Source organism: Xanthomonas sp. DAR 35659, from assembly GCF_041242975.1.
Lineage (GTDB): Bacteria > Pseudomonadota > Gammaproteobacteria > Xanthomonadales > Xanthomonadaceae > Xanthomonas_A > Xanthomonas_A medicagonis.
In genome coordinates this window covers 1162303-1176865 of sequence record NZ_CP162488.1, presented here as the reverse complement: position 1 = coordinate 1176865, position 14563 = coordinate 1162303, and the positions used below count along the sequence as shown (strand labels likewise).

Below are 14563 nucleotides of genomic sequence, written 5' to 3'. Positions count from 1 at the left end.
GGCTTCAGCCGCGACAGACACCGTCCGGCGAACCGTATCGCGCCGGATGATCCAGGCCGGTTCGTCGCATCTACGCGTTCAGCGCCATGGCATGGACGATCCCAGCGAGGGAGGGCGCCTGTCGCGGCTGAAGCCGCTCCTACGGCAGCGCCGGAGCGTGGCGTTCGACAGACACCGCTGGCGGTCCGCCACGCAGCCCTGCCAATCCCCAATCCCGGCCCCTCAGGGAATCCACCCCAGCAACTGCTCCAGCCGCTCGTGCGGATCGTCCTCCTGCAACAGCGCCAGGCGCTGGCGCTCCTGCAGCGGCAGCAGTTCGGCCAGGCGCCAGCCGACCCAGGCGGCCTGGTCGAGCAGGCGCGGACCGGTCACCGGATACACGCTGGCGGCCTGGTCGAGGATGCTGTCCAGCACGGTCGACAACAGCGCATGCTGCGGCTGCAGTTCGTCGTCGCTGTCCGGCTCGCGCCAGTACACGTCGCCGACCACCAGGCCGTTATCGCGCACCCGGCTGCGCAGCACGTGGAAGCGGCGCCCGCCGCGCAGGCTCAACACCAGCACGCCATCGGCCCCCAGGTCGAAATCGACGATGCGCGCCTCGGTGCCGTAGGCCGCCGGCACCGCCGGCGCGCCGGTCTCGGCGCCTTCCAGGATCAGGCACACGCCGAAGCCGCTGCCGCTGCGGCCGCAGTCGCGCACCATATCCAGATAGCGGCGTTCGAACACGCGCAGCTTGATCGCCGCCCCCGGCAGCAGCACCGCCTGCAGCGGGAACAGCGGCAGGGTGCCGCGCTCCTCGCTCATGCGCGCGCTCCGCCGCGGCCCACGGCGCTCATTGCAAGGCCGCCAGGAAACGCCGCGGCGCGCCGTCGAAGCCGCCGTTGGACATGAACACCACATGGTCGCCGGCCCGCGCCTGCGCCTGCAGCGCCGCCAGCAGCGCGTCCACGTCCGCGGCGGCGCTGGCCTGGCCGCGCACGGCGGAGATCACCTTGGCGGCGTCCCAGGCCAGTTCCGGGCGTTGCAGGAACACCACCGCATCGGCCGCGTCCAGCGACGGCGCCAGCGCCTGCGCGTGCGCGCCCAGGCGCATCGAATTGCTGCGCGGCTCCATCGCCACCACGATGCGCGCCGCGCCGACCTTGGCGCGCAAGCCTTCCAGGGTGGTGCGGATCGCGGTGGGGTGATGCGCGAAATCGTCGTAGACGGTGATGCCGCGCGCCTGGCCGAGCACTTCCAGGCGCCGCTTGACGCTGCGGAACCGCGCCAGCGCCGGCATCACCTGCGCCGGCGCCACGCCGACCGCATGCGCCGCGGCCAGCGCCGCCAGCGCATTCATTACGTTGTGCCGGCCGAGCAGCGGCCAGCGCACCTCGCCCAGTTCGCTGCCGTGCTGCAGCACCACGAACCGGCTGCCATCGTCGGCCAGCAGGCGCGCGCTCCATTCGAACGCCGGATCGAAGCCGAACCGCTCCACCGGCGTCCAGCAGCCCATCGCCAGCACCTCGCGCAGGTGCGCGTCCTCGCCGTTGACGATCAGCCGCCCGCGCCGCGGCACGGTGCGCACCAGATGGTGGAACTGGCGCTGGATCGCCGCCACGTCCGGGAAGATGTCGGCGTGGTCGTACTCGAGGTTGTTGAGGATGGCCACCAGCGGCCGGTAATGCACGAACTTGCTGCGCTTGTCGAAGAACGCGGTGTCGTACTCGTCGGCTTCGACAACGAAGAGCGGCCGGTCCGTCGGGCCCGGCCTCTGATCCCCGTCTTCCCCCGGGAAGAGGTGGCGCGAAGCGACGGACGAGGGTTCGGCAACCGGACGCCCCAGCCGCGCCGACACCCCGAAATCCTCGGCCACGCCACCGATCAGGAAGCCGGGCTCGCGGCCGGCGGCGTGCAGCAGCCAGGTGAGGATGCTGGTGGTGGTGGTCTTGCCGTGGGTGCCGGCCACTGCCAGCGTGTCGCGGCCGGGCAGCACCTGCTCGCTCAGCCACTGCGCGCCGGAGGTGTAGGCGCGGCCGTCGTCCAGCACCGCCTCCACCGCGGGGTTGCCGCGCGACAACGCATTGCCGACGATCACCTGCGCGCAGTCGGCGTCGATGTGCTCGGGCAGATAGCCCTGCTTCAACGCGATCCCCAACTGTTCCAGTTGCGTGGACATCGGCGGATAGATCGCCTGGTCGCTGCCTTCGACGTCATGGCCGAGTTCGCGCGCCAGCGCGGCGACACCGCCCATGAATGTACCGGCGATGCCGAGAATATGGAGCTTGCTCATGCGCCGATTGTCGCCGATCCCCCGACGCGCGCAAACCGGCGTGCCGGGCGGCCGACGGCGGGCACTGCTGGTCGGCCCCGGCGCGCGCGCCGTTTCGGGGCCCGGAACCACCGCCGCGTCAAGCAGGGAATCCCCCACATGCCCCGCAGAAAGTTCCCGATAGGCAAGTCGGGAGCCGACACCGAAAATGAACGGGCCAGCCGCAACACCCTGCGGTCCTACTCCCCAAGAGGCCATCCCCAAGGGAGCTCATGTTGTGGGGCCCTGAGCAAGCCCGTTCGCTGGCACCTGATGGTTTCCGGCCTCCCGCCCGCCCTCGCGCGTGGCGGGGGGTACGGTGTCGCCCGGCCTTCGCTGGACTGCGACGCTGGCGTGAGCCAGCCAGCGTGGTGCGCGTCGCGCCGAGCGTGCGGCAGTGGGAGCCGTGCGCCATGGCCAGGCCGCCAATGGGTTGGGCGCCCAGGGTTTCGCCCGCAGCGCGAGAGCGCGTGGATCACGCGGCGCTTGATGAGATGGTTCAACTGCGGCAAAGACAACGGCGAGCGCTCCGGCTGCGGACGCCGTCGGGACTGAAGTCCCTCCCACAGTGCACCCAGCCAGCGCAGTGCGAGCTTCTTGTAGGAGCGGCTTCAGCCGCGACGAACGCGGCGGCGAGTCTTCCGGCCGCGGATGCAAGTCGGGGCTGAAGCCCCTCCTACAGTGCACCCAGCCAGCGCAACGCGAGCTTCTTGTAGGAGCGGCTTCAACCGCGACGAGCGCAGCGGCGAGTCCTCCGGCCGCGGATGCAGGTCGGGGCTGAAGCCCCTCCTACAGTGCACCCAGCCAGCGCAGCGCGAGCTTCTTGTAGGAGCGGTTTCAACCGCGACGAGCGCAGCGGCGAGTCTTCCGGTCGCGGATGCAGGTCGGGGCTGAAGCCCCTCCTACAGTGCACCCAGCCAGCGCAGCGCGAGCTTCTTGCAGGAGCGGTTTCAACCGCGAAGAACGCAGCGGCGAGTCTTCCAGCCGCGGATGCAGGTCGGGGCTGAAGCCCCTCCTACAGTGCACCCAGCCAGCGCAGCGCGAGCTTCTTGTAGGAGCGGTTTCAACCGCGACGAGCGCAGCGGCGAGTCTTCCGGTCGCGGATGCAGGTCGGGGCTGAAGCCCCTCCTACAGTGCACCCAGCCAGCGCAGCGCGAGCTTCTTGCAGGAGCGGTTTCAACCGCGAAGAACGCAGCGGCGAGTCTTCCGGCCGCGGATGCAGGTCGGGGCTGAAGCCCCTCCTACAGTGCACCCAGCTTGCGCAACGCGCGCTTCTTGCTGGAGAGGATTCCATCGCGACGGACGCCGCGATGATCCCTCCGACGGCGGATGCTGCCAGGGCCGAAAAGCCCCCCATCGCACCCGACCAGGTTCGCCTCGCGCCCATGCAGGCGCGGCCACGGATGGCCTGCGCGCACCAAACGCGCCGGGCGCCGCAGCGCGGCCGCCCGGCGCAGGGCCGGCTCAGCGGCCGATCGCCGCCAGGATGCGGGCGAGCACGTCGTCCAGCGAGCCGACGCCGTCCACGCGCGCCAGGGTGCCGCGCTTGTCGTAGAAGCCGATCACCGGCGCGGTCGAGTCGTTGTACACCTGCAGGCGCTTGCGCACCGACTCGGGATTGTCGTCTTCGCGGCCTTCGGCCTTGGCGCGGCCGGCGATACGTTCGACCAGCAGTTCGGTGGCCACGTCCAGTTGCACCACCGCGTCCAGCGGCTGGCCGATCTTGGCCAGCAGTTCGTCCAGCGCCGAGGCCTGGGCCAGGTTGCGCGGGTAGCCGTCGAGGATGAAGCCATTGGCGACGTCGTCGCGGCCCAGGCGCGATTCGAGCATGCCGAGCAGGATGTCGTCGGAGACCAGGTCGCCGCGCGCCATCACTTCCTTGGCCTGCACGCCCAGCGGAGTGCCGGCGGCGACTTCGGCGCGCAGCAGGTCGCCGGTGGAAATGTGCGGAATCTGCAGCTCGTCCTTCAGGCGGGCCGCCTGCGTGCCCTTGCCCGATCCGGGCGGTCCCAACAGAACCAATCGCATCAACCTGACTCCTCGAGGAAAGTACCGTGCGCGGCCGGCGGCGTTAGACTCGGGGGACCTCGCCTGCGCTGTACCGCAATTCCCCCAGCTTACCGCATCCGGGCAATGTCCCGGCAATGTCCCCACCCCAGGAGCGAACCCCGACCATGGCCCAAGGCACCCTGCTGTACGCCCAGTCCGGCGGCGTCACCGCCGTCATCAACGCCAGCGCCGCCGCCGTCATCGGCGAGGCGCGGGCGCGCAAGGTGAAGGTGCTGGCCGCGCGCAACGGCATCCTCGGCGCGCTGCGCGAGGACCTGATCGACACCTCCAAGGAATCGGCCGCGGCGATCCGCGCGCTGGCGCACACGCCGGGCGGCGCGTTCGGCTCGTGCCGCTACAAGCTCAAGTCGCTGGACACCGACCGCGCCAAGTACGAGCGCCTGCTGGAGGTGTTCAAGGCGCACGACGTGCGCTACTTCCTCTACAACGGCGGCAACGATTCGGCCGACACCGCCTGGAAGGTGTCGCAGCTGGCCGATGCGTTCGGCTATCCGTTGCACTGCATCGGCGTGCCCAAGACCATCGACAACGATCTGGCGGTCACCGACACCTGCCCCGGCTTCGGCTCGGCGGCCAAGTACACCGCGGTGGCGGTGCGCGAGGCGGCGCTGGACGTGGCGGCGATGGCCGAGACCTCGACCAAGGTGTTTGTCTACGAAGCCATGGGCCGCCATGCCGGCTGGCTGGCCGCTGCGGCCGGGCTGGCCGCGCAGTCGCCGGACGACGCGCCGCAGATCATCCTGTTCCCCGAGCGCGCCTACGACGAAGCCGCCTTCCTGGCGCAGGTGCGCAAGGTGGTGGACAAGGTCGGCTGGTGCGTGGTAGTGGCCAGCGAAGGCATCCAGACCGCGGACGGGCGCTTCGTCGCCGATGCCGGCGGCGGCACCGACGCGTTCGGCCACAGCCAGCTCGGCGGCGTGGCCTCGTATCTGGCCGGCAAGGTCAAGGCCGAAATCGGCTACAAGGTGCACTGGACCCTGCCCGACTACCTGCAGCGCTCGGCCCGCCACATCGCCTCCAAGACCGACTGGGAGCAGGCGCAGGCGGCCGGCAAGGCCGCAGTGCAGTTCGCGCTGAAAGGCATGAACGCGGTGATGCCGGTGATCGTGCGCAGCAGCGATGCGCCGTACCGCTGGAAGATCGAGGCCGCACCGCTGAGCAAGATCGCCAACCACGAGAAGAAGATGCCGCCGGCGTTCCTGCGCAAGGACGGGTTCGGCATCACCGAGAAAGCGCGCCGCTACCTGCAACCGCTGATCCGCGGCGAGGCCTACCCGCCCTACGACCGCAGCGACGGGCTGCCGAAGTACGTGGCGCTGAAGAACGTGGCGGTGAAGAAGAAGCTGCCCGCCTGGGAGGGGTGACCCTCACGGTGCGCGCCGGCCATGACGGCGCATCGGCGGGAACGGATGCGATCTCGCCGCGCGGCGGGATCGCGCCGCCTGCAGGATCACGCAGGCGCCGAGGAGCGCCGGAAAGAACGCAGTGGCATCAGTTCTCCAACCTGCTGCCAAGTGCGGCTGCGCAGCGCAGCCTCACGACTGCCCAAGACCTGGCAACGCGATTGGGCCGGCTGTGCCGATCGCGTTGCAGGCCTCAGCGCGCGTCGCGTTCCTGCACGGCATAGCGAACCGGCAGCGACGGCAGCATCAACGCGGGCGCCGCGGTTCCCGGCGCGACCAGCACCTGGTCCAGCGCGATCGCGTCGTCGCCCTCGCGCGCGACGAAGGCCTGGACCAGGCGGGTGCCGGCCGTCGGCAACAGCGCCTGCGGGATCGGACTCGGCGTGCGGCCCATGCCCTCCAGCCATTGCGGACGCCCGGCGACGAGCGTCGTGCGCGGGTGCACAACCTGAAGATCGACCGAACCCGCGAGCAGGCCCACCGTCAGCGGCTTGCCGTGCCGCATCAGCACCACGGATCGGCCATGGGTCTTGGGCTCGGCGATGGCGTACAGGTCGGCGTCGGGCCGATTCATCGGAATCGGCGACAGGCCCGCCTGGTCGATCGTCAGCGGATCGATGCCCGTGGCCCGCTTGAGGCGCTGCGCCATCATCTCGACCTTTGCGCCCTCTGCGGCGATCGGCCGTTCGGCGGCATGGTGTTCGCCGGCATAGATCAGGATCTTGCTGGCGGGAGCCTGCCCGAGCGCACGCCGGATGAGGTTGTCGACCTGGTCCTGCTCCCGCTGCGCCTGGGCCTCACCGGGATCGGCGGCGTAGTCCGTGCGCGTGGTTTCGTACGACACCGGGTGGTAGCCCAGCGCGAGCGACTGGCGCAGGAAATCGGCGAAGACGGGATCGTGCAGGTAGTAGCCGCTTGTCTGCCGTGGATAGCCGTCCTTCGAGAGCGCCGCCATCTTGTCGCGCGAGACCGCATCGTCGGCATCGCGCTTCAACGCCTCCACCGCCAGCGTCGTGTAGCCGAGCGGGCGCAAGGCGCGCGCGACCTCCAGCGCGAACGCGCGGCCGCGTGGATCGAGATGGTTCTCGTCGAGGATCACGATGCTGGTGCGGCGCGCGCGGCGCACGATCTCCGCAAGCGCGGAAACGCCGTGCGCGGCGCGCAGGTCGGCGAGCTGTTCCTCGGGCACGTGGAAATCCGCCGCCTTCGCCGGATTGAACGTCGGCATGCCGGTCATGCACGACATCACCTGCGCCCATTGATCGAACACGTCCTCATCCTGGATGTCGCCCGCCGAGGCGACGCCGAGATGCACCAGCAGGCCGAACGAGGCATCCAGATAGCGGCCATGCATGGCGTCCTGCACGGACTGGTCGTTGGCGGCCTGGACGCGCGCCGCCGCGTCCGGCGCGGGCGCGTCCGGCACGACCGGCGAGGCCGCCGTGGCGGAAGACATCGCGGCCGTACTCGCGGCCGTCGCCGCCACCAGCCACAACAAGCCGCCGACAATCGATTGAAACCGCACGGATGCTCGGACCTTTTGGCGCGTGCGGTAGTATTTCCAGGAGCGCGACGGAAGACAAGGCCGCGACCGGCGCACACGATCAGCAAGGAACGAGATGAGCTTCGATTGGCACAACGGCCCGATCACACACGCGACGCCGGTCGACAAGACCTATCGGAATACGCAGGCAGTCCGCCGCTTCCTCAGCGGCACATGCGGCGCCGAGTTCAAGTTCGATCGCGGCTTCATGGCATGGATCAAGGACGGTGTGCCCAAGAACATGGGCGAGGTCGCCGACGAATGGTTGCGGCGGCGGCGACAAGGGCCGGACGCGGCGCGCTAGGCCTGCACCGGCTCGAAGGCGCCCACGCGCCGAACTGCACACCTGAAACAACGGCAGTGCGCCTCGGCGGCGGGGCGCGACAGTCCGAGACGGCCGCCAGCGGCGCTGGACGCGATGACGCTTGAGGGCATGCGCATTGCACCAGGCGAGGACGCGCAGAACCCGCCGATGTCCATGCATTGCCTCGGCGGCGGCGCTTAAGCAGGCACGCAGCGAGCGACGTCCCGCAAATCCCGCCAGGACCCAGTGGGGATGCCGCGCGCGGCGCAATGCCGCGACGCGTCCCGACTCAGCGGCAGGCTTTGCCTTCCAGCGTCATCTGCGCGGCGAACTGCGGCACCTGCGCGATCGCGCCGGCCGCCGCCTGCTTCTTGGCCTCTTCCAGGTAGATCCGCGACTGCCCCTGGCCGTCGAGATCCGCCTTGGTCGCCACCGGCTTGCGCCAGACCCGCACCACCGCCTGCTGCGACGGGCAGGCCGCGCTGGGGATGCGGATCACATCGTTGAACTTCCAGCCGGTCGCCTCGCTGGGCTTGGCCTGGTCGAACTCGACCAGCCTGGCGCGCGGCTGGCAGGTGGGGCTGCTGCGCACGGCGGAGAACTTGTACGGTTGCGCGGCGTCGCCTGTGTAGACGCCTTCGAAGCGCACGCAGGCTTCGGGGATCTGCCGGATCGTGTGCACCACGCCGACCGCCTGCGCGGTACCGGGCTGGCGCTGCAGCTCCGGTACGGGATCGGCGGCCAGTGCCGCCAGCGGGGCGCCGGCGCCCAGGCACAGGGCCAGGGTCGAAGCGAATGCGCGCTGCCGCGCCGGGGTCGTCGAGTGCATGGGCATGCTCCTTGAAAGCGATGCGCAACGCTGCCACGCGCAGACTGAACGACGCGCCAAGACCAGGCCGACGGCGGCGGCTGGCGATGCGGGGGACCCGGGCGCATACTCGGCCCGGTTCAGGCCAGGTCGAGCATTGCGATACGCACCACCGGCGCGTTGCGGCCGCGGAGTCGTGGCAGGTGTCGGACTCCCTTCGGTGTGATCCCGCAGTACGTCCACATGCTTGGGCGACATCCACATCCTTGGGAGGGGTCATGCTGGAACGATATGCGGTCACCGTGGCACTGGCGTGCGCGGCCTTGGCGATTCTCTATGGCATCGTGTCCACGCGCTGGATCCTGGCGCAGCCGGCAGGAAACGAACGCATGCGGCAGATCGCCGATGCGATCCAGGAAGGCGCACGCGCCTATCTCAACCGTCAGTACCTGACCATCGCCATCGCCGGCGTGGCGCTGTTGCTGCTGGTCGGGTTCTTCCTGAGCTGGTACACCGCCGGCGGCTTCGCGCTCGGCGCGGTGCTGTCGGGCGTGGCCGGCTACATCGGCATGAACCTGTCGGTGCGCGCCAACGTGCGCACCGCCGAGGCGGCCCGGCGCGGATTGGGGCCAGCGATGGACGTGGCGTTCCGTGGTGGCGCGATCACCGGCATGCTGGTGGTCGGACTGGGCCTGATCGGCGTGGCCGGCTACTACGGCGTGCTGCAGTGGCTGGGCCGCAGCGTGGAGGACAGCCTGCACGCACTGGTCGGCCTGGCCTTCGGCAGTTCGCTGATCTCGATCTTCGCGCGGCTGGGCGGCGGCATCTTCACCAAGGGCGCCGACGTCGGCGCGGACCTGGTCGGCAAGGTCGAGGCCGGCATCCCCGAGGACGACCCGCGCAACCCGGCGGTGATCGCCGACAACGTCGGCGACAACGTCGGCGACTGCGCGGGCATGGCCGCCGACCTGTTCGAGACCTACGCGGTCACGGTGATCGCGACGATGCTGCTGGGCGGACTGATGGCGGCCGAGGCCGGGCGCAACGCGGTGCTGTATCCGCTGGTGCTCGGCGGGGCCTCGATCGTCGCCTCGATCGTGGGCACCTTCTTCGTGCGCGTGCGGCCCGGCGGCTCGATCATGGGCGCGCTGTACAAGGGCGTGCTGGTCTCGGCGGTGCTCGCCGCGATCGCGTTCTGGCCGGTGACCCAGCAACTGATGGGCGATACCGCGTCCGGCGCGACCAAGCTCTACGGCTGCGCGCTGATCGGCCTGGCGCTGACCGGGCTGATCGTGTGGATCACCGAGTACTACACCGGCACCCAGTACAAGCCGGTGCAGCACGTGGCCGCAGCCAGCACCACCGGCCATGGCACCAACATCATCGCCGGGCTGGGTATCTCGATGAAGTCCACCGCGCTGCCGGTGATCGCGGTGTGCGCGGCGATCTGGGGCGCGTTCGCGCTGTCGGGCCTGTACGGCATCGCCATCGCCGCCACCGCGATGCTGTCGATGGCCGGCATGATCGTGGCGCTGGATGCGTACGGCCCGATTACCGACAACGCCGGCGGCATCGCCGAGATGGCGGAATTGCCGCCGGAGGTGCGCGCGGTCACCGACCCGCTGGACGCGGTCGGCAACACCACCAAGGCGGTGACCAAGGGCTATGCGATCGGCTCGGCAGCACTCGCCGCACTGGTGCTGTTCGCCGACTACACGCACAACCTGCGCGCCGCGCACCCGGGCGAAACCTTCGCCTTCGACCTGTCCGACCACACGGTGATCATCGGCCTGCTGCTCGGCGGACTGATCCCCTACCTGTTCGGCGCGATGGCGATGGAGGCGGTGGGCCGCGCCGCCGGCGCCGTGGTCGAGGAGGTGCGCCGCCAGTTCCGCGAGATCCCCGGCATCATGCAGGGCACCGGCAAGCCGCAGTACGACCGCGCGGTGGACATGCTGACCCGCTCGGCGATCCGCGAAATGATCGTGCCCTCGCTGCTGCCGGTGGCGGTGCCGGTGGTGGTCGGGCTGCTGCTCGGCCCGCGCGCGCTCGGCGGCCTGCTGATCGGCACCATCGTCACCGGACTGTTCGTGGCGATCTCGATGACCACCGGCGGCGGCGCCTGGGACAACGCCAAGAAGTACATCGAGGACGGCCACTTCGGCGGCAAGGGCAGCGAGGCGCACAAGGCCGCGGTCACCGGCGACACGGTCGGCGATCCCTACAAGGACACCGCCGGGCCGGCGATCAACCCGCTGATCAAGATCATCAACATCGTCGCCTTGCTGATGGTGCCGCTGCTGTAAGCGGTGCCGTTCTGCGGCGCCGGCCGACCGCCCGCGCCGCACACCCGTGCACGTCATCGAGGCCCAACGAGACATCGGGCCTGACCGGTCGCCAGTCGGCGCCGTGCCTGACCTGCCACCAAGCTTGGCCGCCTAACGCCGGCTGGGGACCGGCTGACCCAGCCCGCAGAGCTCTATTCGCGACCGCACTTGTCACGTCCCCGCCTGCGTCGCCCATCGCGCGCAACAGCGGCACCAGCCGCTCGGGATCGAGGATGCGCCCTACAGGCAGTCGATCAGGCCATCGTTGACGCTGCGCTGGCTGTGCGGCAGCGGCGCGAACAACGGATGCTCCCCTGCCAGGGCCTGGTACAGCGCGACCAGCCGGGTCTGCGGCAGCAACGGCGTCGGGCATTGCCACAGCTTCGCATCCACCTGCACCTGGCCGGTGGCCGGGTCGATGCTGGCCTCGCTGGCGCCGAAGGTCCACACGCACTGGCCGATCACGCCATCGCGCTGGCGGACCGAACAGCGATAGCGCAGCGGCTGGTAGTCGCTGTACTCGCCCTCGCAGAAGGTGTCGCCGCAGCTCTGGTCGAAGTCCTCGGCCAGCCGCCGCTCCAGGTCGTCGAACGCCTCCCAGCCCGCGCCCGCGGTGGGATAGTCGACCGCATCCACGTAGACCTGCTGCGCCTGCGCCCGGGCCGCACCGACAACCAGCAGCGCGCCCGCCAGCACCGCGCCGGCCGAAAACAGGATTCCTTTCATCGCCTTGCTCCTTGGGTGGACTGTGCGCACAGCGTCGCGCCAGGGCCGGGCCGCCGCTATCGGAATCCGCCCATGCGCACGGGTACGGAGCTCCGAACGCCCTGTAGGAATAGGCTTAGCCGCACGCGCTGCATTGCAACAGCCAACCGACTAGAATGCCTGCCTCTTTAGAAGCCACTCCACTGGAGCTAGCGCATGGGTCTGGAACTGGTCACCTCCGGCAAGAATCTCCCGGAAGAAATCAACGTCGTCATCGAAATCCCCAAGGATTCGGAGCCGGTCAAGTACGAAGTGGACAAGGCCAGCGGCGCGATCTTCGTCGACCGCATCCTCTCCACCCCGATGCGCTACCCCTGCAACTACGGCTACGTGCCCAACACCCTGTGCGGCGACGGCGATCCGGCCGACGTGCTGGTGGTGCTGCCGCTGCCGCTGGTGCCCGGCTGCGTGGTGCGTTGCCGCCCGGTCGGCGTGCTGAAGATGAGCGACGAGGCCGGCAGCGACGAGAAGATCCTGGCGGTGCCGGTGGCCAAGGTGTTCGAGGGCTATGGCCACATCGAGGACATCGCCCAGGTGTCGGGCCACTGGATGGAGCGCATCGGCCACTTCTTCGAGCATTACAAGGATCTGGAGAAGGGCAAGTGGGTCAAGCTGGACGGGTGGGGCAACGCCGCCGAGGCCAAGCAGATCCTGCTGGAAGCGGTCGAGCGCTACAAGGCTGGCGCCTGACCCCGCAGCCGCGGCGGGCACGTGCCCGTCGCGGCTGACCTGCTTCACGTTTCAGGACGGCGCACGCTGCCCCGTTCGCGGAGTTTGCGGTACATTGCGGACTGAATGTCCGGGCCGGTCGAGCGTCAACCGGTCCCTATTGGGGGATAGTCTCTTGCGCATCCTGTTCGTCGGCGACGAAGCGAGTCTGCCGGCCGAAGTGACCGAATACATCCGCGAATTGGGCGAGGACTGGCAAGTCCAGACCGTGCTCGACGGCAACGCCGCCATCGCCGCCGCCGCCACGGTGCGGCTGGATGCGGTGATCGCCGCGCCGGCGCTGCCGGACCTGACCACGGCCACGCTGCTGGGCCAGATCCGCACGCTGAGTCCGGAGACCATCCGTATCGCGCTGATCGAGGCCGAGCAGAGCAATCGCGCGCCGCCGGCGCGGATCATCGGCGTGGCGCATCGCTTCCTGCCGTTGCCGCTGGCGCCGGAAATGCTGCTCGAAGCGGTCACCAGCATCGAGGAACTGCAGGAACTGCTCAGCAACCAGAGCCTGCGCACCAGCATCGGCCGCATCGAGAAACTGCCGTCGCCGCCGCATCTGTATCTGAGCCTGATGCATGCGCTGGAGCAGGACGACGGCAGCAATGCCGCCGACCTGGCCAAGCTGGTCTCGGCCGATCCGGCGATCGCGGCGAAGGTGCTGCAGCTGTGCAACTCGGCGTACTTCTCCAACGGCCGCACGATGTCCGACCTGCGCACCGCGGTGACCCGGCTGGGCATCGCCACCCTGCGCGACCTGGTGCTGGCCAGCGAAGTGTTCTCGGTGCAGGCGCTGTCCAACGCCGAGCGCAACGCGTTGCAGCAGCGCTCGCTGATGGCCTCGAAGCTGGCCTCGAAGATGCTGCCGTCCTCCAGCGCCGAACTCGGCGCGACCGCCGCGCTGCTGGCCGATATCGGCCTGCTGCTGCCGGGTATCCGCAACGAGCGCGAGCCGGCCGTGGACGCGTCCGACGACCGCCCCGGCCACGCCGAGGCCGGCGCCTACCTGCTCGGCCTGTGGGGCCTGCCGATGCCGATCATCGAGGCGGTGGCGTTCCATCGCCAACCGCAACGCTCCAGCACCCGAAGCTTCTGGGTGACCGGCGCGGTGCACGTGGCGATGGCCCTGGCCAGCGGCACCGAGGTCGACGAGGACTACCTGGCCAAGACCGGCGTGCTGAACAAGCTGCCGACCTGGCGCGAACAGGCGGAAAACCTGATGGGACTCACCTCGGCGTAAGTCGACCGGCGCCATCGCACCTGAGCGACCGACCAACCGCTCGCCGATCGTGGCGGGCGGGATGCGAGTGCTGTCGACCCCGCAGCACCACCAATTCGTCCGACGACATCGACGCGCCTGCAAGCGCACACGGCCGGTCTACGCCGGCCCATGGGGACGCAACGGCGAGACGCTCCCTCAGCGGCGCGCACTTCTTCCGCACTGCCGGACCACGGTGCTACAAAGACCCGCGATCGCACCGGCAGCGTCGCCCGGATGGCGTGGCAGATCCCTGAATCCAGCCTTCGCGACACGCTGCCGCACCCGTCGTACACCCCCATCCCGTATCACGCTCGTACAGCAGACCGATACGTCGCGGAAGGTTGGATGGCGACGAAACGATCGCCAGCGAAGTGATTCACTGAGTCCGCCTCCCCTCCTCGCCCAGCACCGCCGCGTCGACCAGCGATGTTTCCAGCAAGAGTCCGAGTGGTAGAAGAAGTGACGCAATCCAATATCGGCAGGAAGCAAAAGCTGCATCCGAACGCACGCTGCCGAAGCTTGAACAGCGAAGACGCTGGGCAGCGAACACGCCCAGCCTCACATGGCGATCGACACCATGGATGTCCGGACGTCCGAAATTCCCCGTGGAGACAAGTTTGAACGACTCGCCCTTGCTCGATGCCCTGAATTCAAGGAGGACAAAAGGCTACTCCGAGGAAACCAGGCCGGATGGCGTGGAGATCTTCAATCAATACGCCATCAAAAGAATCGGCGAGAAATTCCTTGCCTACACGTTTTCAATCGAGCTCTCGAAGATCGACGCGGTCGATGACTACGGCGACTTTGAACAACGCCGAGAATTCGAGGATTTCGACGCTGCCGTGGCGTTCTTGAGAGCGGCAGGAGCAGACATCGGAAGATTTGGGGCATTCAAAGGCATCAGCCCAATTTAGTTCCGCGTGAGGCAGCCCGATCAACCCCGGGCCTCAGCCATGGCGTCGACACGACCGCGCCGGCAACTGCTTTGCAGCGATCATCGCTGCTGGATCGAGCCTCCAATCGGAAACCGTCCAACCCGCGAAATGCCGTGCCGACGGAGTGCCCGCCATCG

Annotated in this window: 12 protein-coding genes; 6 read left to right on the top strand and 6 right to left on the bottom strand. The window is 69.1% G+C overall.

What is annotated here, in order from left to right:
• Window positions 1–222 precede the first annotated feature (222 nt).
• The 3 genes from AB3X07_RS05015 to AB3X07_RS05005 all read right to left on the bottom strand — a co-directional run bounded on the left by AB3X07_RS05015 (window position 223) and on the right by AB3X07_RS05005 (window position 4318).
• Window positions 223–804, bottom strand: a complete 582-nt coding sequence (locus tag AB3X07_RS05015; protein ID WP_369943306.1) for an LON peptidase substrate-binding domain-containing protein — start codon at window positions 802–804, stop codon at window positions 223–225.
• A 28-nt stretch (window positions 805–832) separates the two neighbouring features.
• Complete coding sequence (gene mpl, locus AB3X07_RS05010; protein ID WP_369943304.1) at window positions 833–2272, bottom strand: UDP-N-acetylmuramate:L-alanyl-gamma-D-glutamyl-meso-diaminopimelate ligase; 1440 nt, start codon at window positions 2270–2272, stop codon at window positions 833–835.
• Window positions 2273–3754: 1482 nt separating this feature from the next.
• On the bottom strand, window positions 3755–4318 hold the full coding sequence (locus AB3X07_RS05005) for an adenylate kinase (protein WP_369943302.1): 564 nt from the start codon (window positions 4316–4318) through the stop codon (window positions 3755–3757).
• Window positions 4319–4464: 146 nt separating this feature from the next.
• Between AB3X07_RS05005 and AB3X07_RS05000 the strand changes: the two genes are divergently transcribed.
• Entirely contained in the window at window positions 4465–5724 is a 1260-nt protein-coding gene (locus tag AB3X07_RS05000; protein WP_369943300.1) for a 6-phosphofructokinase, read from the top strand.
• A 232-nt stretch (window positions 5725–5956) separates the two neighbouring features.
• On the opposite strand, the gene AB3X07_RS04995 is transcribed toward AB3X07_RS05000, so the two are convergent.
• Window positions 5957–7288: a hypothetical protein gene (locus AB3X07_RS04995; RefSeq protein ID WP_369943298.1), complete on the bottom strand. Its 1332-nt coding sequence runs from the start codon at window positions 7286–7288 to the stop codon at window positions 5957–5959.
• A gap of 94 nt (window positions 7289–7382) precedes the next feature.
• Between AB3X07_RS04995 and AB3X07_RS04990 the strand changes: the two genes are divergently transcribed.
• Window positions 7383–7610: a DUF6434 domain-containing protein gene (locus tag AB3X07_RS04990; protein ID WP_369943296.1), complete on the top strand. Its 228-nt coding sequence runs from the start codon at window positions 7383–7385 to the stop codon at window positions 7608–7610.
• Between the two features lie 289 nt (window positions 7611–7899).
• Here the strand turns inward: AB3X07_RS04990 and AB3X07_RS04985 are convergent, their stop codons facing one another.
• Complete coding sequence (locus tag AB3X07_RS04985; protein ID WP_369943294.1) at window positions 7900–8445, bottom strand: hypothetical protein; 546 nt, start codon at window positions 8443–8445, stop codon at window positions 7900–7902.
• Between the two features lie 251 nt (window positions 8446–8696).
• On the opposite strand from AB3X07_RS04985, the gene AB3X07_RS04980 reads away from it, so the two are divergent.
• On the top strand, window positions 8697–10724 hold the full coding sequence (locus tag AB3X07_RS04980; protein ID WP_369943292.1) for a sodium-translocating pyrophosphatase: 2028 nt from the start codon (window positions 8697–8699) through the stop codon (window positions 10722–10724).
• A gap of 261 nt (window positions 10725–10985) precedes the next feature.
• Here AB3X07_RS04980 and AB3X07_RS04975 read toward each other — a convergent pair whose 3' ends face one another.
• Window positions 10986–11471 (bottom strand): hypothetical protein, encoded by a 486-nt coding sequence (locus tag AB3X07_RS04975; RefSeq protein WP_369943291.1) that lies wholly within the window; start codon window positions 11469–11471, stop codon window positions 10986–10988.
• Between the two features lie 195 nt (window positions 11472–11666).
• On the opposite strand from AB3X07_RS04975, the gene ppa reads away from it, so the two are divergent.
• The 3 genes from ppa to AB3X07_RS04960 all read left to right on the top strand — a co-directional run bounded on the left by ppa (window position 11667) and on the right by AB3X07_RS04960 (window position 14405).
• Window positions 11667–12200: an inorganic diphosphatase gene (ppa, locus tag AB3X07_RS04970; RefSeq protein WP_369943289.1), complete on the top strand. Its 534-nt coding sequence runs from the start codon at window positions 11667–11669 to the stop codon at window positions 12198–12200.
• A gap of 154 nt (window positions 12201–12354) precedes the next feature.
• Window positions 12355–13470, top strand: coding sequence for an HDOD domain-containing protein (locus AB3X07_RS04965; protein ID WP_369943287.1), 1116 nt, complete (start codon window positions 12355–12357; stop codon window positions 13468–13470).
• Between the two features lie 638 nt (window positions 13471–14108).
• On the top strand, window positions 14109–14405 hold the full coding sequence (locus tag AB3X07_RS04960) for a hypothetical protein (RefSeq protein WP_369943286.1): 297 nt from the start codon (window positions 14109–14111) through the stop codon (window positions 14403–14405).
• The last annotated feature ends 158 nt before the right edge of the window (window positions 14406–14563 follow it).

What these genes read in the sequence shown, in the direction of transcription:
- AB3X07_RS05015 (WP_369943306.1), bottom strand. Translation starts at nt 804, where the DNA reads ATGAGCGAGGAGCGCGGCACCCTGCCGCTGTTCCCGCTGCAGGCGGTG.
- mpl (WP_369943304.1), bottom strand. Translation starts at nt 2,272, where the DNA reads ATGAGCAAGCTCCATATTCTCGGCATCGCCGGTACATTCATGGGCGGT.
- AB3X07_RS05005 (WP_369943302.1), bottom strand. Translation starts at nt 4,318, where the DNA reads ATGCGATTGGTTCTGTTGGGACCGCCCGGATCGGGCAAGGGCACGCAG.
- AB3X07_RS05000 (WP_369943300.1), top strand. Translation starts at nt 4,465, where the DNA reads ATGGCCCAAGGCACCCTGCTGTACGCCCAGTCCGGCGGCGTCACCGCC.
- AB3X07_RS04990 (WP_369943296.1), top strand. Translation starts at nt 7,383, where the DNA reads ATGAGCTTCGATTGGCACAACGGCCCGATCACACACGCGACGCCGGTC.
- AB3X07_RS04985 (WP_369943294.1), bottom strand. Translation starts at nt 8,445, where the DNA reads ATGCCCATGCACTCGACGACCCCGGCGCGGCAGCGCGCATTCGCTTCG.
- AB3X07_RS04980 (WP_369943292.1), top strand. Translation starts at nt 8,697, where the DNA reads ATGCTGGAACGATATGCGGTCACCGTGGCACTGGCGTGCGCGGCCTTG.
- AB3X07_RS04975 (WP_369943291.1), bottom strand. Translation starts at nt 11,471, where the DNA reads ATGAAAGGAATCCTGTTTTCGGCCGGCGCGGTGCTGGCGGGCGCGCTG.
- ppa (WP_369943289.1), top strand. Translation starts at nt 11,667, where the DNA reads ATGGGTCTGGAACTGGTCACCTCCGGCAAGAATCTCCCGGAAGAAATC.